The 18,084-nt window shown below is 37.5% G+C and carries 13 protein-coding genes and 1 pseudogene; 8 read left to right on the plus strand and 6 right to left on the minus strand.

Translation table 11 applies throughout. The features are described 5' to 3' along the window. Window positions 1-21: 21 nt before the first annotated feature. Window positions 22-2,049, minus strand: coding sequence for an EAL domain-containing protein (locus JTI58_RS11175; protein ID WP_205446666.1), 2,028 nt, complete (start codon window positions 2,047-2,049; stop codon window positions 22-24). A 186-nt stretch (window positions 2,050-2,235) separates the two neighbouring features. Between JTI58_RS11175 and JTI58_RS11180 the strand changes: the two genes are divergently transcribed. From JTI58_RS11180 to JTI58_RS25075, 5 genes are all read left to right on the plus strand, one after another. Next, window positions 2,236-3,129: a DMT family transporter gene (locus JTI58_RS11180; protein ID WP_205446667.1), complete on the plus strand. Its 894-nt coding sequence runs from the start codon at window positions 2,236-2,238 to the stop codon at window positions 3,127-3,129. Window positions 3,130-3,193: 64 nt separating this feature from the next. Continuing rightward, window positions 3,194-4,915 (plus strand): ABC transporter ATP-binding protein, encoded by a 1,722-nt coding sequence (locus JTI58_RS11185; RefSeq protein ID WP_205446668.1) that lies wholly within the window; start codon window positions 3,194-3,196, stop codon window positions 4,913-4,915. Beyond that, window positions 4,915-6,747 (plus strand): ABC transporter ATP-binding protein, encoded by a 1,833-nt coding sequence (locus tag JTI58_RS11190; RefSeq protein WP_205446669.1) that lies wholly within the window; start codon window positions 4,915-4,917, stop codon window positions 6,745-6,747. The genes JTI58_RS11185 and JTI58_RS11190 overlap by 1 nt, the downstream gene beginning before the upstream one ends. Window positions 6,748-7,552: 805 nt before the next feature. Next, window positions 7,553-8,422, plus strand: a complete 870-nt coding sequence (locus tag JTI58_RS11195; RefSeq protein WP_243456388.1) for a GNAT family N-acetyltransferase — start codon at window positions 7,553-7,555, stop codon at window positions 8,420-8,422. A gap of 108 nt (window positions 8,423-8,530) precedes the next feature. Beyond that, window positions 8,531-8,653, plus strand: coding sequence for a hypothetical protein (locus tag JTI58_RS25075; protein WP_004229664.1), 123 nt, complete (start codon window positions 8,531-8,533; stop codon window positions 8,651-8,653). Between the two features lie 35 nt (window positions 8,654-8,688). Here JTI58_RS25075 and helD read toward each other — a convergent pair whose 3' ends face one another. Then, the gene (gene helD / locus JTI58_RS11200; protein ID WP_205446670.1) at window positions 8,689-10,917 is read right to left on the minus strand and encodes an RNA polymerase recycling motor HelD; all 2,229 of its coding nucleotides are present in this window, start codon (window positions 10,915-10,917) and stop codon (window positions 8,689-8,691) included. A 158-nt stretch (window positions 10,918-11,075) separates the two neighbouring features. On the opposite strand from helD, the gene JTI58_RS11205 reads away from it, so the two are divergent. Further along, window positions 11,076-11,792, plus strand: a complete 717-nt coding sequence (locus tag JTI58_RS11205) for a glycerophosphodiester phosphodiesterase (protein WP_205446671.1) — start codon at window positions 11,076-11,078, stop codon at window positions 11,790-11,792. 85 nt (window positions 11,793-11,877) lie between these two features. Here the strand turns inward: JTI58_RS11205 and JTI58_RS11210 are convergent, their stop codons facing one another. Beyond that, complete coding sequence (locus JTI58_RS11210; RefSeq protein ID WP_205446672.1) at window positions 11,878-12,900, minus strand: DUF2804 domain-containing protein; 1,023 nt, start codon at window positions 12,898-12,900, stop codon at window positions 11,878-11,880. Window positions 12,901-13,081: 181 nt separating this feature from the next. Between JTI58_RS11210 and JTI58_RS11215 the strand changes: the two genes are divergently transcribed. Next, window positions 13,082-13,576, plus strand: a complete 495-nt coding sequence (locus JTI58_RS11215; protein WP_205446673.1) for an amidase domain-containing protein — start codon at window positions 13,082-13,084, stop codon at window positions 13,574-13,576. Between the two features lie 97 nt (window positions 13,577-13,673). After that, on the plus strand, window positions 13,674-14,246 hold the full coding sequence (locus JTI58_RS11220) for a nitroreductase family protein (RefSeq protein WP_205446674.1): 573 nt from the start codon (window positions 13,674-13,676) through the stop codon (window positions 14,244-14,246). Between the two features lie 56 nt (window positions 14,247-14,302). On the opposite strand, the gene JTI58_RS11225 is transcribed toward JTI58_RS11220, so the two are convergent. The 3 genes and pseudogenes from JTI58_RS11225 to JTI58_RS25220 form a co-directional block, all read right to left on the minus strand. Next, complete coding sequence (locus tag JTI58_RS11225) at window positions 14,303-15,685, minus strand: dipeptidase (protein ID WP_205446675.1); 1,383 nt, start codon at window positions 15,683-15,685, stop codon at window positions 14,303-14,305. 239 nt (window positions 15,686-15,924) lie between these two features. Next, window positions 15,925-17,736 (minus strand): AraC family transcriptional regulator, encoded by a 1,812-nt coding sequence (locus tag JTI58_RS11230; RefSeq protein WP_205446676.1) that lies wholly within the window; start codon window positions 17,734-17,736, stop codon window positions 15,925-15,927. Window positions 17,737-17,911: 175 nt separating this feature from the next. Beyond that, a pseudogene (locus JTI58_RS25220) lies at window positions 17,912-18,076 on the minus strand (thioredoxin reductase); the annotation flags it as partial. Between the last annotated feature and the right edge of the window lie 8 nt (window positions 18,077-18,084).

An 18,084-nucleotide genomic window follows, 5' to 3' on the forward strand; every position in this document is an offset into this window, starting at 1 on the left:
ACACGCAGCCTCCTTATTCATTTATTGCTTTTTAGTCAGTAATAGTTCAATCTCTTCGGGTGTAACAGGTTTGCTAATATAATAGCCCTGAATGGCATCACAACCATAAGTGATTAATAGATCTGCTTGTTCAGCTGTTTCAACACCTTCAGCTACAACTTTCAATTCCATGGATTTACCTAGTTGTACCATACCATGCATAAGCTTTTGGCTCTTTTCAGATTTCAATAGTGAATTTGTGAAAGTTTGATCGATTTTTAGCGTATCAATTGGTAATATTTGCATATATCTAAATGAACCATAGCCCGTTCCGAAATCATCTAATACAAAGGAGATGCCTTCGTTTTCAAGCTTACGCATTTGCTGTGCGATAGATGTTGCGGCTTCAGCTTCTAAAGCAAATTTTTCAGTAATCTCAATTTGTAATAGATTCGCTGGACAACCAGTTTTTGTGATCATTTCAAGTATGGATTTTGCCATATTTTTATCACGGAATTCACGTACAGAAGAGTTAATAGATACTTTTAAATCATAGCCAGCCTTTTTCCAAAGTAAAGCTTGTTCACAAGCCTTTTCCAGCATGAAGGACCCAATATTGTTAATCAGACCTGTTTCTTCTGCGATAGGAATTAACTCATCAGGCTTAACGACGCCTATTTCCTCATCTTCCCAACGTACGAGTGCTTCAACAGCAGTAACTTTTCCAGAATACACATCGATTTGTGGCTGATAGAGTACCTTTAAGTTCTTTTGATCAAGGGCTTGAAGTAAGCGCTTTTCAATTAATGCTTTACGATTTAAAGCTTTATGTGTTGCTGTTGATAAAGAAACAATTTTGTCTCCACCAGCTTCACGTACCGTTGAAATAGTAGCAATGGATGCCTTCATAAGCTGAGAGAATGTTGATTGATCCTCAGGATATCTAGTTATGCCTCCGCTAATAGAAATTGGTACAGCAATATTGCCGCTATAAATCGGATGTTGTTGTAAGTAAGATAAAAAGCCTTGAATAAACCATTCACTTAAAGGCGTGATGACAACAAAATCATTTTCATTGATACGGGCCATCGTGCTATCTTGGAAATACATTTTTATACGATTTGTAAATTCAACAATAAGGCTTTGATCGATTTGTTGGTCATGCAATTCTTTAAGCGTATAAAATTTATCAATACTTAGATAAACAAATGAAAAATGTCTTTCATCGTCAATCATATTGGCAATTACTTTTTCAAGTCGATGTGCATTCATCAGACCCGTTTCTGTATCGATGTAAGCAATTTTTTCAAGTTGATGTTGAATCGTTTTTGACTTTGTCACATCTTTTTCAATTAAGATAAATTGTTGTTCGTTTGTTTCAAGGTTGACAAGAGGGATAGCCGTTAGTAGTACCCAATAGGATTGCCCTGTTTTTGTGACTTTTTCAACTTCTCCTTGCCACGTATGACCATTATTTAAATTACGCCAAATCGTATGTGTTATTTTTTCACTCGTTTCATTATCCGGGAATAGCTGCCAAAAAGTTTTGCCGATAACACGCTTTGGTGTCCATTGGCTTGTTTTTAGAAATTCATTATTACATTCTAAGATAAATCCGTCGTGATCGAGTGTAACAGTCATAAAGGTTGCATCTAAACCTTGCTTAAGGTTTACAAAGGTACTGCAATGGGAGATAGCTTGCGTCATTAATTCTGGTAGCATAAAAATCAATAGAATAAAACGCTCTCCTTCATCTGTAAAAGGTTTAGTTAGCAGAGCTGTCGTTATTTCTGCATTTGAAGTGGTAAGAACTTGAATTTTTTCTAGATACGTGCTGTCCTCATTTTGTAAAATAGATTGAAATGTTTCGACAGGAAGCTGACGCAGTAGATTTTCGTGTATAGATGGAGTAGTATTTCCTTTAATATCATTAGCTGATAATCCAATCAGATGTTCAGCGCTCTTTCCCCAGACTGTCGCTTGTCCATCTTGATTAATGATAATTGCAGGAAAAGGAAGTGAATTTAAATAATGTTCATCAATCGTAAATGATTTATGCATATGACTCATGATTATTCGATCTCCTTGGGTAATCAATATATACTAATATTATAGATAATAATCGGGAATTAGTCATTATGAATATATTTGTAAATATTTGATAATGAAAAATAGTAGGACTTTTCTCGTGAAGTACAAGAAATGATTTGAAGAAAAGTGACAATTTTTAGTACGTATATAGGAAGCAGGATTGGTATGAAACGTTTAAAAGGAATAATATTTATTGTCTCGGGTGCTATGCTATGGGGAGCAACTGGCCCTTTAATGGAGTGGTTACTTAATCATACACCGTTGACCGTATCCTTTATGTTAACGATCCGTTTATCGGTTGCAGGTATATTACTACTTACATACTTATTGTTAACAGGAAAAAATATTTTTGGTATTTGGCAGCACAAGCTATGGGGAAGGCAGCTCATTGTTTTTGGTATTGCAGGTATGCTAGGTGTACAGTTTGCCTTTGTTGCTGCAATTAATGAAAGTAATGCTGTGCTGGCGACCTTACTACAGTTTTTAGCGCCAATATTTGTTGTTGCATATGTCTCTCTTAGTTTAAAGAAATGGCCACCAAAATATCAAGTGTTAGGTATTATTGGTACCCTTATAGGGTTATTTCTATTACTAACGAACGCATCATTTGAAAGTTTGCTTATTAGTCCAAAAGCCTTGTTGTGGGGTATAGCAGTAGGCTTAACATTTGCATTTTATACCTTGTATCCTGCACGCTTAATGAAGGAGTGGAGTGTGCTTTTAGTAGTTGGCTGGGGGATGCTGGTGGGTGGCTTCACTTTAGGTGTAGTAAGCCGTGTTTGGCAGTCCAATCAATGGGGCGTACTAATGGACTTTAAAATTTTTATGTTATTAGTTGCTTTAATATTTTTTGGAACAGTTGCTTTTATCTTATTTTTAAGTAGTATGAAATACATTTCGGCAGTTGAAACGAGCATTCTTTCCAGTATTGAACCATTAACAGCAATGGTTATTTCAGTTATTGTTTTCGGTACTTCCTTAGGTTTCTGGCAATTAATAGGTGTATTCGTTATGCTTGTTTGTGTAACATGGCTTTCAATAGCTGGAGAAAAATCATAAATATACTATAGAGTTAGGAGTTTTTGACTACCTTAAATTTTATCTACAACAAGGGGGAAAGAATATGAAAGAAGTTTTTTCCTATGTAAAGCCCTATAAATGGACAGCTATTTTTGCTTTATGTTTAATGCTTTTAGAGTTATTCGTGGAGCTTGTGCAGCCACTCATTATGGCAAAAATAATTGATGAAGGAGTAAGGGCTCAAGATCAAGGGATGATTTTGCAATGGGGAGCGGTTTTATTAGCGCTATCTTTTGTTGCCTTTCTAGCGGGAGTTATCAATTCGTATTTTTCTTCACATACAGCTCAAAGCTTTTCGTATGACCTACGAAATGCTCTGTTTGATAGAATTCAATCCTTTACGCTAGCAACCTATCAAAAATTCTCCACTGCATCCCTTATTACTCGATTAACAAATGATGTCACACAGGTACAAACAGTGCTGTTTATGAGCCTGCGTATTATGCTTCGGGCGCCACTTGCTGTTATAGGAAGTATTATTATGGCTTTTGTTGTAAATGCGAAATTGGCTTTATTTTTAGTCATCGGTGCACCGATTATTTTTATTTTTCTTATCTTTATGGTGGCAAAAGGTGTGTCTTATTTTGGACGTGTACAGAAGAGAGTCGATCGTTTAAATAGGGTTTTACAGGAGAATTTACAGGCGATACGGTTGGTGAAGGCTTACTTAAGAGGAGCATATGAGGCTACTCGCTTCGATGAAGTTGCATCGCGTTTAAAAGTGGATACTGTAAAGGCTTTACGCATAATGGAATATATTATGCCGGTTCTTTTATTTATTATGAATATGAGCTTGCTCGCAGTTCTATGGTTTGGTACAAAACAAATTGCGACAGGAACAACGCCGCTTGGTGATATTGTCGCTATTGTGAATTATGCAATGCGTATGACGGGCTCATTTTCAATGTTCGCGTTTATTATTATCTTCTACGCACGTGCAAAGGCCTCTGCAGAACGTATGGCAGAAATCCTTTCTATAGAAAATGAGGTTGAAGATACTTCCCTTATAGAAGAAGTAGGCCATACAACACAATATGGAGAATTAACATTTGAACATGTTAGTTTTACTTATCCAGGAGGAGATGCTCTTGTTCTGTCGGATGTGAGCTTTCAAGTTAAGTCTGGTGAAAAATTAGCGATTATGGGGGCAACTGGTGCAGGAAAATCAACATTATTACAGCTCATTCCTCGTTTCTATGAAGTGACACAAGGAAGAATACTTGTAGAAGGACAGGATGTTCAACACTGGGAATTACAAGAGCTGCGAGAAATAATTGGTTATGTCCCTCAGCAGTCATTGTTATTTACCGGAAGTATTGCAGATAATGTACGGTGGGGAGATACACAGGCTGAAATGGATGCTGTACTACAGGCTACAATGCAGGCACAAATACATGCATCTGTTGAAGATTTTCCAAATGGATACGATACCAAGGTTGGGCAAAAAGGAGTTAATTTATCAGGGGGGCAGAAACAAAGGCTATCCATAGCTAGAGCCCTTTTGAGAAAAGGACATATTTTAATGCTTGATGATAGTACCAGTGCCTTAGATGTAAAAACTGAACAGTCTTTATGGGAGGCATTGAGTGAAGAACAGGCAACGATGCTTGTTGTTACGCAAAAAATTCGTACAGCTAAAGGTGCAGATCGCATTTTACTGATTGATGCTGGAAAAGTAGTTGCATATGGCACACATGAAGAGCTTTTACAGACTTCCTCTCTTTATAAAAAAATAGCTATCTCTCAACAGGAGGTGGAGGATTAATGGGATTTTTCCAGAAACCTTTTGGCTATGAACCGATTTTGACAAAAGATGATCTGAAACAGGTTGTGAAGAAAAAGAAGGGGCCACGTGCAGCTGATTGGAAAAATACATTGCTACGGTTATGGAAAATTGTTGACGAACAACGTGCACTTCTCATTGTGGTGCTTTTGTTAGTGATGATTAGCTCCATTTTAGCTTTAGTTGGCCCTTATTTAATCGGTCAAATGATTGATCACTATGTGATGCACGGTGAGCTTTCAGGCTTAGGTAAGGGGATTGGCGCATTAATTGGTATTTATGTTCTCTTAGCGATTTCACTTTTTCTACAAAACTATTGGATGATTGGTATTGCCCAGCAAACGATCTATAGATTAAGAACAAGTGTATTTGCTCACTTTCAACGGCTGCCAGTGGCATTCTTTGATCGTCGTCAGCATGGTGAATTGATGAGTCGAATGACGAATGATATTGAAGCGGTTAGCTCCACATTGAACAGTTCCTTTATCCAAGTATTTTCAAGTGTACTTACGCTTGGAGGAACCGTCATTATTATGCTCAGTTTAAGCCCATTGCTGACAGTTCTGACGATGGTCATTATTCCACTGATGTTTTGGGCAATGCGATGGATTACACGTCGTACAGCACCACTGTTTAAAGAACAGCAAGTAGCTATTGGCGCCTTAAACGGTATGATAGAAGAAACAATTTCAGGACAGCGGATTGTGAAGGCATTCTCCCAAGAGGAGCGAATGAAAGCAGAGTTTCGTGAAAAAAGTTTGCGCTTAAGAAGGACCGGCTTTTGGGCACAGACTTACTCGGGTTATATTCCAAAAGTCATGAACTTCTTAAATAATATGAGCTTTACCATTGTAGCTGGTATAGGAGGAGTTCTCGCACTATATGGACATGTATCCATAGGGGTAATTGTTATATTCACTGAATATGCACGACAATTTACACGTCCTTTAAATGATTTAGCAAACCAGTTTAATACGGTACTATCAGCCATTGCTGGTGCAGAGCGCGTATTTGCCTTGCTTGATGAACAACCAGAGAAGGAAACCGTGTCTGCACAAAAGCATCAGTTGTTGGGGCATGTTGCATTTAAGCAGGTGTACTTTAAATATGAACTAGAAGAAGATGCATACACATTAAAGAATGTAGATTTTAAAGTGGAGCCTGGACAAACAGTAGCCCTCGTTGGTGCAACTGGAGCTGGGAAAACGACAATTCTTCAACTGATTGCAAGGTTTTATGAGGTAACAAAGGGTGAGGTATTATTTGATGGTATAAATGTGCAGCAAATTGATCGTCAATCCCTTCGTTCACAGATGGCTTTTGTATTACAGGATCCATTTTTATTTGAGGCTTCTGTTCGCGAAAATATCCGTTATGGTCGACTGGATGCGAGTGATGTAGAGATTGAAGAAGCGGCCAAGCGTGCTAATGCCCATGACTTCATTATGAAACTCAAAGATGGGTATGATACCATTCTTGCTGCAGATGGACGCGAGATTTCACAAGGTCAAAAGCAATTACTATCTATAGCAAGGGCACTTATTGCTGATCCGAAAATTTTACTATTAGATGAAGCCACAAGCAGTATTGATACGGTGACAGAGATGGCGATACAAGAGGCACTCGATACGTTGATGCAGGGTCGCACAAGCTTTGTTATTGCTCATCGTTTAAATACTGTCCATAATGCTGATATGGTTTTAGTTATGCATAAAGGGGAATTAGTTGAAGCTGGACCCCAGCAAAAACTAATCGAATCAGGTGGTCTTTATGCACAAATGCTGCATTCATCCTCACACCATCTTGAGGAATAGATGAAAAAGAGTAATTTCATTTGAAATTGCTCTTTTCATATTGTTGAAAAACAAAACCATCAAGAGAATTTTTGTAAAAGGTGAAAATGGTTTCCGTTGCAGGCTACTTGCTTTCCTGTGGGCGAGCGCCGAGCCGCTTCCTCCGCTACCGCTCGCCTGTCTCGCTATCCCAAGGGAGTCAAGTAGCCTTCCACTCCAACCCATAAAAGTGTTACCTTTTTAGCAAAGGTTTTCAAATAAAGTGGAGGTGTTCATTACTCTTTATGAAGGGGTGTTGTCACGCATTACATCTCCACATTGAATATAAGTGCTTATCCCCTCTAAGAATACAGAAATTGGGCTATTTGATTGCTATGCTAGTATGAGAGCGAACGTAAGTGAGTGAAGCGGCTCATCGGACGCCCCCTGGAAAGGACGCTGGCGGAACGGAAATCAACCTCTCACCTTGCAAAGTTGCTTTTTCTGCCGTTGACATCATCTTTTTATGGAAATGAAATGTTATTAATTTGAATAAATAGTATAATTATTATAAAACATTATTAAAATGGGAAGTAGTATATAGTTTAAAAGTAACAGATTGCAAAAGGATAAAGATCACTATTTTCGAGAAATTATTATATTATTTTATATCTATTAATTCTAGTAAATTTCAGTCATTTTACTAAATTTTTATAGTATAAATCCTTTTATTTTTCCAATATTTGAAGTAAAATTCTGATTAATAGGGGGTATTAATATATTTTGTTGCCAGCTTATTTTCATTCTTGCTACAATAGGGCAATAGTCTGTTACAGGAACGGAGTAAATGATGAATATTTCAGTGATGACAGTGTCTTTTCCATTAGATGGAGAAACATTGAAAGAAGTAAAGTTATTATGTGAAGAAGCAACAGTTCAAGATTATCGAGTATATGAAACCATTATGAATGTACCAATGGCTAGCTCTTTCGAGACTAAGGGTTTTATGGTACTAGCGTATGAGGATGATAAGGATTTATTAGTTGGTGCTGCTAGTGCAATTGACTTAATGGGGCTTCATACATATGAGTGGTCATTAGTGGTGACACCTGTATATCGACAAAAGGGTATTGGAACTGCGTTAGTTGATGGTATACAAGTTGGGCTAGAAGAAAGAGGGGCAGAGGGGCAATTAGCTGTAGTAATTGATGGCTCTCCTTATGGACACACATTTATTGAAAACAAAGGTTTTACCTATAGTTTTTCAGAAGCTACTTTAGAAACAAAAGCAGAGCCCGTTACATTACAAAAAGATATTAATATTCAACCCTATAATGGTGAGCAAGCTGAACTGATTACTATTTATTGTGAAGCATTTGGAGATTTACCAGAAGAATCAGAAGAGCTTATTGCCTTTAATACATCAACAAATGGACGAAAGCTTTGGATTGCTTATCGGGATGGCGCTGTTGTTGGGACAGTGACAACAGCTCAGGAAAATGAAATCCAGTGGGTAACAGCACTTGCTGTACATCCAAATTGTGAAGGACAAGGTATTGGGACAGCACTTCTTTCTTTCTCAAAGGATTATGCGAGTAAAGTTGGTGCAGCATTCGTCATGCTAGATGTAGAAGTAGACAATAAAAAAGCACTATCTGTCTATGAAAAAGCAGGCTTTATGAAAGCGCAGCAAATTGATTATTATGTGAAACAATAGGAAAAAGGGCGATGAGTGGTATTTCATATCAACTCATCGCCCTTTTTTATCATAATTACCTACTATCTTCATATAATATTAATAAGCTTTAAGAAAGGAGTCGTGATCATGCGCATGCCAGCATTGCCAAAGAAGAAGTCTCCTCCAAAGGAAGCCCCTAGTTCATGGTGGAAAGTTGTTAAAGCTTATTTATCCAAAGGGAAGTTTTATAAATTACCACCAAGAAATTAATGATGCAAAGAAAAAAGTCGCCTTTTCGCGACTTTTTAATTTTCTAATAGGAATGTCTTTTTGGATGGACCGATTAAGTATAGCTCGTGCATGGCTCGTGTAAGAGCTACATAAAGTAGCTTTCGGTCAATTGGTGTATCGTAAAAGGGTGTATCGTAGGCAGCTACTATGACGGCATCAAATTCAAGTCCCTTGGCTAGGTGACTTGGTACAACAAGTAACATTTCTTGATTAATAGATTCATTTTCCGTTAGTAGTTGTGAAGCAATAGCATTGTCTTTTAATGCCTGTTGCATAGTAATGGCTTCTGCAGTAGTTTTGCAAATTAAAGCAATGGATCGATGGCCGTTTTGACGTATGGCTTCAAAGATCCCTTTAATTTTTAAGGCATCAAATTGCTCTGCTTGAATAAAACTTGGTATATTACCATGACGCACAACGGGTTCTACTAGGGGGAGCTGTTCATTCATTTGCGCTAGAATTTGATTCGCGACTTCCATAATTTCAATGGTTGTTCGATAGCTTTTTTGCAAAGTTCGGAAGCTTGCACGAGGAAATAAGTTTTGGACAGGCTCCCATGCTGTCAATGAACGATAGCTATGAATACCTTGGGCTAAATCACCGACCATCGTGAACATATCCGTATCAAGACCTGCCTTTAAAGCAGCAAGCTGAAATAAACTATAATCTTGGACCTCATCGATAAAGACAACACGCATCTTCCATTCATCTGCAATGCCTTTTAAACGTGCTTGTAAATAGTATAGTGCCGCTAAATCTTCGAGTGCCCATTGTTCTTTACGATGTGCCTGCAAAAATTGTTGCTGTTCAAGATAATGCCATTCAGGGGCGAGTTCTGCTAAAAGTTCTGCATCGGTGAGAAGGGTACGATAGAGTGTTTTAATATTATGTTTGGTAAAGCGACGCATATAAGCTGATGCCGTTGTCTTCGTTTCTTTTTCAATGGCAGGAATTCGCTCATCACGCTCATCGATGAATTTTGTGACAACACGTCGTCGTTTTTCATCATCTCGAATGCCATTTAAGGCTTTACCCAATGCTTCATCATACTTTTTATGGAGTGTAGCTAAAACAGCCTGTTTTTTTTGACGAACATGGCTTGCTAACACCTTTTTAATATGTTCAAGTCGCTTTTCGATAGGCATATATGAAAATTCATATAAAAACAGCTTCTTCAGGTGGGAAGCGCGCATGATACAGTATTTTTCAATATAGACATCTTCGAATTGCTCTGCGATCTTTTGTTCCAACTTTTGTACGTAGCGTTCGATGACATCACGATAGTAAAGTGAGCCTTTCATTTCAGCAATCCAGGCAGTAGGCTGATGACTACCTCCAGCAACGAGCGACTCTAATTGCTCATTTGGATTTTGAAGCTTAAGCTTTAATTTAGTGGCAGAAAGAACGTAGTCTGTAAAAGTAGTTTGGCAAATTTTATCGACGCCAAGCTCTGGTAAAACATCGCCTATATAATCAATAAATAACTTATTCGGTGCTAAAATCATGAGCTGCTCAGGATTAAAATGTTCACCCATTGTGTAAAGGAAATAGGATATTCTGTGGAGAGCAATGGTCGTTTTTCCACTGCCTGCAGCACCTTGCACAATAATTGGTTGACGAAGATGTGCTCGAATAATTTCATTTTGTTCCTTTTGGATTGTCGAAACAATTTCCGTTAGACGAACATCTGCTTTTCCAGCCAATGCTTCTTGTAGTAGTTCATCATTTGTTGTTAAGTCAATATCTCGTATATCGAGTAATTCGCCATTCTCGATCTTGTATTGCCTTTTAGCAAAGAGATGTCCTTTATGAACTTCTCCACGGACATCGTACTCCATATCACCAAGACGACCATCATAATAAACATTGGCTACGGGTGAGCGCCAGTCAACAATAATGGGTTCATGGGTTTCACGATGAAATAGTGAGGTCTTCCCAATATAAAGAAATTCTTCAGGGTCACCTGTTTTTTGGAAATGGATTCTGGCGAAATAGGGCTTCTTGCGAACGGCCTCTAGACCTTCTTTTTGATTACGTGCCATTTCAAAGAATCTGGCATTTGTTAAGATATTTAAATAACTTAAACTTGAATCTAAGTAATCGAGATCAGCCATGGATTTGCGGATATTTTCTTGAGCAGATTGTAAATCTCGTTGTGATTCGTCTAATATTTGCTGCATATAACTTTGGGTATACGCTAACCGCTCTACTTCAGCCTGAAAATCTGGATGTTGTACAGTCATTTTTAGCACCTCCTAGGTACTTACAATTTCAAAGTAGATTATCATACTACTATATATAATATTTACCATCAAGTGAAAGCTAAAAAGTTAATTATGCTACTATTACATGGGGGATGGAAGGTTATTCTTTAAATAATAAATAGAGGAGGTTCATGATTTTGGATATATTTGCACATAGAGGTGTTTCGATAAGCTATCCGGAAAATACGATGGCAGCCTTTCAAGCAGCATCAAAGCTCCCTATAGCAGGGATCGAGCTAGATGTTCATTTAACCGCGGATAAAGAGGTAGTGGTGATTCATGATGAAACCATTGATCGTACTTCCAATGGCTCGGGCTATGTAAAAGATTTTACATTACAGCAATTGCGTACGTTTGATTTCGGTTCGTGGTTTTCACGGGAGTTCGGAGATGAAGTAATTCCTACGTTAGGGGAAGTGCTAGAGCTTTTTGCAGGTACCAATCATCGTATCAACATAGAACTGAAAACAGATATCATTGCATATGAAGGAATCGAAGCGCTCGTGCTCAAAGAAGTAGCGGCACAGCAAATGACAGAGCGGGTCATCATTTCATCTTTCAATCATGAATCACTGCAAACCATATCAAAAATAGCGCCTTATATCGAAAGTGCAGCATTGTTTGCAGAGGTGTTAGTAGATTTTACTACTTACATTGCTCTCATTCCAGCTAAGGCGTTACATGTAAGTCTACCAACTTCATTTCGTAAATCAGTTAAACTAGCCCTCGCTGAAGGCGCAACAGTACGTGTGTATACCGTTAATGATCAACGTGATGCTCGAAGTTTACAACAACTAGGTGTACAGGCGATATTTACAGACGATCCTGAAAAAATATTACTTGCCCTTAGTTAGAACAAAATAGGAGACAAAAGGCTTCCGTGGAATCATTTGCATTTTAAAATACCCACGGAAAGCAACGTCTTCTAGAAGATTCCTTCTACCATTTCGCACGATGTTCTTCAATACATCCGAGCATTTGTTGAATAACTAGTGTTTCACCGTTGTCGAGTAAAATGGAACCGTCGTAATAACCAAATAGTTGATGTACTTCTGATTTAACTAGTTTGGCATTCGTTTGGGCAGTACGCTCAAAAAAAGGTGAAAAAGTTAATGAGACCTGATTAGAAAATTTTGTTTTCACTTTCCAACGTTGCATATAGTCTCCGGAGTCATATTGAAATATCAAATCCTCATGTATTTTTGTCATTTTACCATCAACAAAAACAGCATTTTCAGTCATGCCAGTGCCATCTGTCCATTTACCCCCTAAATTAAGTCCGATTCGTCTTCCTCGTACGCGTTGAGAGGCCATTCCCCAATTCCACAATGCTTCACGGGGCCATACACCTCGTCCATAATCCAACACAGCAAAGTTCTCTTCAGCTGAGAAATTAAAACGTCGAGTACCAATTGTGACAACACCTGAGGTTGGCAGTATGTGATGCTTGCCTGTAAACTGAAATGTTTTGCGATTCCAAGGAATGACTACATTTAATGTTTCGTCCGCTGGTGGGTGCTGAATGATAAGCTTTGCTCGTAAAACATCTCCATCAAAGTTTGGTATGGAAACAGATAGATGCGTTTCATTTTGTATATATAATAAATCAATCATCATTTCGCTATTTTTAAATGAAACAGATTCTAAAACCTGTGTAGGCATTTTTAGTTTACCACCGAAGGGAATTGTGATCGTTTTTTCGAAATAGCGCTGTGTTTCATATTCAAGAAAATAAACGAAGCAGACTGCTGCGTAATCTAGATGACTAATCGTAGCTGAAAACAAAATTTCATCACCATAGACACACCAATAGTTCCATTTCTTTTTGCGCATGAGATGGCCGCTTAAATTGCTGTTAATAAGTGGCTTACGTGCAAATCCGATGGCTGCTGGATTTAAATTACCTTTTTTATCGCATAAAAGAGTTGGCTGTAAAATCTCTTTCTCAGCATGCTGCTTCACATTCAACATCCCTTCTGATCATAAAATAAAATTGACATATCTTTCATTCTTATTGTAGCAAAAATGTTCTTGAAATTGGAAAGGAACATGCCGAATATAATGGATTTCAATAAGAATAAGAGTAAGGACCTAACTAATAGAAATACTTGAATAGACATATGATGGCATGAGGAGGGGATGTATGGCAAAAATGTATAATAGGCAGGCTGCAGTTCAATACGCCAATTTGTGGTGGAACAGACGAAATCCAGCTTTTCCAAACTTTGATGTAGATTGCACGAACTATATATCTCAATGCTTACTTGCAGGGGGGGCACCGATGCGAGGGGCACCAAGTAGAGATAAAGGCTGGTGGATTCAGCAGGGGAATTGGAGCTTTAGCTGGTCTGTTGCCCATTCGTTACGATGGTATTTAGAAGGGTCTACAACAGGATTAAAGGGTAGACGTGTTCAAAATGCAGAGGAATTAGAGCTAGGGGATGTCATTTTTTATGATTTTCAAGGGAATGGAAGAATTGACCACTCCGTTATTGTCACAAGTATTCAAAATGGTATTCCTTATGTGAATGCCCATACCTCAGATAGTATTAATCGACCTTACTTTTACGAGGATTCCACCGCCTATACGCCAAGCATGACTTACTTTTTCTATCATATAGATGACAGCTTTGCTTAAGAACAGATAGTTTTAAAGCATACAATTTTATGATAATGTGAAAGATAGAAGAGATAAACTCTAATATGTTGTCTTAAGGTAGAAGGAGAATAGATATATGAGCGAACAAATTTTATCTGTTAGAGATGCAATTATTCAACGACGATCGATTAAAAAGTTTAATGGTCAGCCTGTAGAGCGTGAGGATTTAATGGCTATTATTGACGATGCGGTATGGGCTCCAAACCATGGTAATCGCGAGCCGTGGCGATTAGTTGTTGCCTGTGGAAAGGAATTGGAAAACCTTCATCAGCTATTACGTGACCTGACAATTCCGAAATGGCAGGAGCTTTCAAGCGAAGATTTAGCGAAGCAGATGTTGAAATTTACATTACCGGGTGGCTATGCCTTTGTTATCGTGCCAGAGGATGCACGTCAAAAAGAACGTTTAGAAGATTATGCAGCGGCAAGTACATTTATTCAAAATATGCAGTTACTCGCATGGGATAGAGGCATAGGCTCTTGCTGGAAAACGCCAGGCTTCTTAGATAACCCTAAATTCCGTGAAGCTTTAAAGGTGCAGCCAGGTGAGCGTGTCATTGCCATGCTACAAGTTGGTTATTTTGATGAAGTGCCAAAAGGCAAAGAACGCAAACAATCAGCTGATATTGTTACGATTTTTGGAGAGTAATCAAACAAAAAATCCCTTCACTTTAAAAGTGAGGGGATTTTCTAATTAATCGATATTTATTTTTGTAATCCTGAAACTTCATATAAATAATCACTTAGAACACGTAAGCCTTTATCAAAGTTTTCTAAATGGAAGTGTTCATTTGGTGCATGGAAGTTTTCACTTGATAGACCGAAGCCCATTAACACCACAGGTAATTCTAAAATTTCATCAAACGCAGCTACGATAGGGATAGAGCCACCGCCACGTGTGTAAGCTGTTGGTACATTATATACTTTTTCATAGGAGCGTCCAGCAGCCTGGATAAATGGATGATCGAAAGGTGTCAGGAATGGACGGCCTTTATCAAATTCAGAAATGTTGATTTCCACACCAGCAGGTTTGTGCTTTTCAACATGTGCTTTTAAAAGTGCTACGATTTCATCTGGCTCTTGATTTGGTACAAGACGGCATGTGATTTTAGCGCCAGCTTCAGCTGGTAGCACTGTTTTGATGCCTTCACCTGAGAAACCACCAAATACACCGTTAACCTCTAAGGTTGGGCGTGCCCAAGTTCGTTCTAAATAAGAATACCCTTGTTCACCGAATAATTCTTTTACGCCCACTTCCTGTTTAACCGATTCTTCATCAAAGCCAAGTGCAAGATAAGCTTCACGTTCCTCTTCTGTTAATGGCAACACTTTGTCATAGAAACCTTCAACTTGAATCGTACCATGCTCATCACGGAAGGATGCTAAAATTTCAGCCAATGCATGAATGGCATTTTGTACACCACCACCATAAAGACCGGAGTGTAAATCTCCTTTAGCTCCACGAACATCAATTTGAATGCCTGTTAAGCCACGTAGTCCATAGCATACCGCAGGCTTACCAGGACCATAAAGGCCCGTATCAGAAATTAAAATTAAATCTCCCGCTAGTTTTTCTTTATATTGTTCAACATAGGCAGGTAGATGAGGACTTCCGATTTCTTCTTCACCTTCATAAATGAATTTAACATTGACTGGTAATGTCCCTGTTGTAGCAAACAATGCCTCAATCATTTTTAAGTGCATAAAGACTTGTCCTTTATCATCACTAGCACCACGAGCAAATAGTTTATTGTCACGAATCGTAGGATTGAAAGGCTCACTGTCCCATAAATTTAATGGATCAACAGGTTGAACATCATAATGACCATAAAATAAAATAGTTGGTTTACCTTCTGCATGTAACCAATCTGCATAAACAACAGGGTGTCCAGCTGTTTGTGTAATAGAGATATTTTCAAGATTTAGTTTTTCAAACGCATCGGCTAGCCATTGAGCTGCGTGTTGAATATCCTCTTTATGCTCGGATAACGAACTGATACTTGGAATTCGTAAAAATTCATTCAGTTCATTTAAATGTGCCTCACGATGTTCTGCAAAATAAGCATCTATTTGCTGTAAATTAGTCATTTAGCATCCCTCTTTCCAATATTTCGATAATAGAAATAGTATAGCATAATGTGGAAGGGAAGTGCCGTAATATCAGAAGCCAATGCTATTTTTATTTGGGAGGAGTTTAATCGTTATATCTAAAATTTTTCAATCAACTTTGAATGATGAAATAAAAAGCAGAAGATGGTTAAGAAAAATGCGACAGAGTCTATAGAGCGCTTTGTCGCATTTTGAATATGGTCTAAAAAGAGCTTGTCCTACTTAGTTTTCTTATCATTGGCACGCTCGATAAATAAGTCAGTTAGATCGTTAATTTGCCCAATAACAGAAATGGGATCTGTAAACCAAAACTTGAAATTATCTATTTCGTAAACTTCATTATTTTTAACGGCCTCTAAATTTTTCCATACAGGAGCGGTTGTAAAGTCGACTTTAGGTGTGTCGGCAGCTCTTGCTACGATAACACGGTCCCCTACAAAGTCTGAAATTTTTTCTGAAGAAATTTGTGTCCACGGCGTTTTTATAGTAGTTTGTGCTTTCACAGCTGGTGCCATTTGTAAGCCTAATCCCGTATAAACAGGATACCCTGTATAACCATCTCCATAAATAGTGATGGTTCCTTGGCCATCCAGTATATCCATAACAGTTATTGTTTCTTCAGGCTTAATGATATGAGCAATTTTTTTACGAGCGGTTTGAACTTGTTGTTGATAATTTTTCAGCCACTCCTCGGCATGGTCTCCTTGATTTAAGATAATACCAAATTCTTTAATGAGTTTAGGTATATTTTCTTCATATTCAATATAGATAGTAGGTGCGATTTTAGAAAGCTGCTCATACATTTCTTTATTACCTGTAATAATTAAATCAGGCTCTAATGAAAGTACTTTTTCTATAGAGTCTCCGATCACCTCAATTCCTTTTTTATCTTTTTCAGGTATATAAGGGTTTTTTAGCTGTGCTTCATTCGAACCAACCGGTTTGACATTTAAAGCAAGTAAGTAACCTAAGTAAAAATCAGTAACAATACGTTTTGGATTTTTATTATACGTAATATCACCATTGATGGAGTGATAAACCATTGTTTCCTCTGATTCTTCAGTAGTGTCGTTGTTTGTACAAGCTGTTAATAATAAAGCAGCACATAAAACAAATGAAGCTACTATAGTATGGTTCCAATTAAATTTCATTGGTAAAAAGCCTCCTTCATATTGATAACAATTATCATTATATAAAGGTCCTCGAGTGAATACATCGGAGGATTTTAACTCAAAATTAGGATTATTCAACACTATAGAAGTGGGTAAATATAATCTTTTATATTGGCCAGGTGTTAATCCAGTATGTTTTTTAAATAGGCGAGTAAAGTAAGAAGAATCTTCGTAACCAACCTGCTTCGAAACTTCTTGGATTGAATGATGTGTTTCAACTAAAAGTCGCTTTGCATGTTTGATACGAGTATGTAATAAATAATCAATTAGACCATAACCAGTTTGATATTTAAATTGTTTAGAGAGATAAGATACACTGTAATTCATTTTTTCTGCAATTGTATGACGAGATAAGTTTTCATGAAAATGTTTATTAATATAATCTAATGTTTGAGAGGTTAACTGTTCCTCATGCAGTATATTTGAATCTAGTGTATACATTTCATAGATTAACTCTGCTAAGTATATCTTTGTCTTATATTTACTAGCGTCTGTGTGCTTTTCCCATTGCGTGTTTATGTTATCTATTAATGTTAGCCAATGCTTCGGTGCATCATAAAAAATGAGAGGCTCTAAGGGCTCAGATTTTGTGTTATCAAAAGTAACATTACAATAGATCCATATACATGCCGAAGATGGTTCCTGCGTGACATGTATGTTTATAGGGTCATGAACAATCAAAAAGATGTTTTTATTATGTAATAGGGGAGTATGATGTAAGTTCCATTCGCCAGTTCCTTGAGCAATAAAACCGAAAATGCAGTTACAAGTAATGACAGGCCTTAATAGTGGATTATCAGATATATGTATAATGGTTAATTTTGCCGAGTCCCAATCTGCTAAAGTAAGATTTTTCAATTTGAGGATTCACTTCTTTCAATAGTTTATATTACGATAATACAATCAATGATAATGATTCTCAAATAGATACTTGTATCGTAGAAGTGAAAAATTTATTTAAAAAAATAAACTGCATTCAAATTATTAGATTTTCTCCAATAATTTGAAGTGCAGTTATGCATGATGTTTCTATTTAATTAGCCATATGACGTTTTATAATTTCCTCATTTTTTTCAGCGAAGCGGTCATTGTGAGAGGATACACCAGCCATATCGACTTCGGTAGGATCTAAATATAGCTTCGCACTATTAATGGCTAGAATGGCATCATTAAATGCACCAGCTATCAGGCGAACCTTTCAAAGCT

It is taken from the genome of Lysinibacillus fusiformis, assembly GCF_016925635.1.
GTDB lineage: Bacteria > Bacillota > Bacilli > Bacillales_A > Planococcaceae > Lysinibacillus > Lysinibacillus fusiformis_F.

Bases quoted from the DNA above. Each gene is read 5' to 3' on its own strand.
- JTI58_RS11175 (WP_205446666.1), bottom strand. From the start codon at position 2,049: ATGAGTCATATGCATAAATCATTTACGATTGATGAACATTATTTAAAT.
- JTI58_RS11225 (WP_205446675.1), bottom strand. From the start codon at position 15,685: ATGACTAATTTACAGCAAATAGATGCTTATTTTGCAGAACATCGTGAG.
- JTI58_RS25075 (WP_004229664.1), top strand. From the start codon at position 8,531: ATGCGCATGCCAGCATTGCCAAAGAAGAAGTCTCCTCCAAAGGAAGCC.
- JTI58_RS11185 (WP_205446668.1), top strand. From the start codon at position 3,194: ATGAAAGAAGTTTTTTCCTATGTAAAGCCCTATAAATGGACAGCTATT.
- JTI58_RS11220 (WP_205446674.1), top strand. From the start codon at position 13,674: ATGAGCGAACAAATTTTATCTGTTAGAGATGCAATTATTCAACGACGA.
- JTI58_RS11180 (WP_205446667.1), top strand. From the start codon at position 2,236: ATGAAACGTTTAAAAGGAATAATATTTATTGTCTCGGGTGCTATGCTA.
- helD (WP_205446670.1), bottom strand. From the start codon at position 10,917: ATGACTGTACAACATCCAGATTTTCAGGCTGAAGTAGAGCGGTTAGCG.
- JTI58_RS11195 (WP_243456388.1), top strand. From the start codon at position 7,553: ATGATGAATATTTCAGTGATGACAGTGTCTTTTCCATTAGATGGAGAA.
- JTI58_RS11190 (WP_205446669.1), top strand. From the start codon at position 4,915: ATGGGATTTTTCCAGAAACCTTTTGGCTATGAACCGATTTTGACAAAA.
- JTI58_RS11215 (WP_205446673.1), top strand. From the start codon at position 13,082: ATGGCAAAAATGTATAATAGGCAGGCTGCAGTTCAATACGCCAATTTG.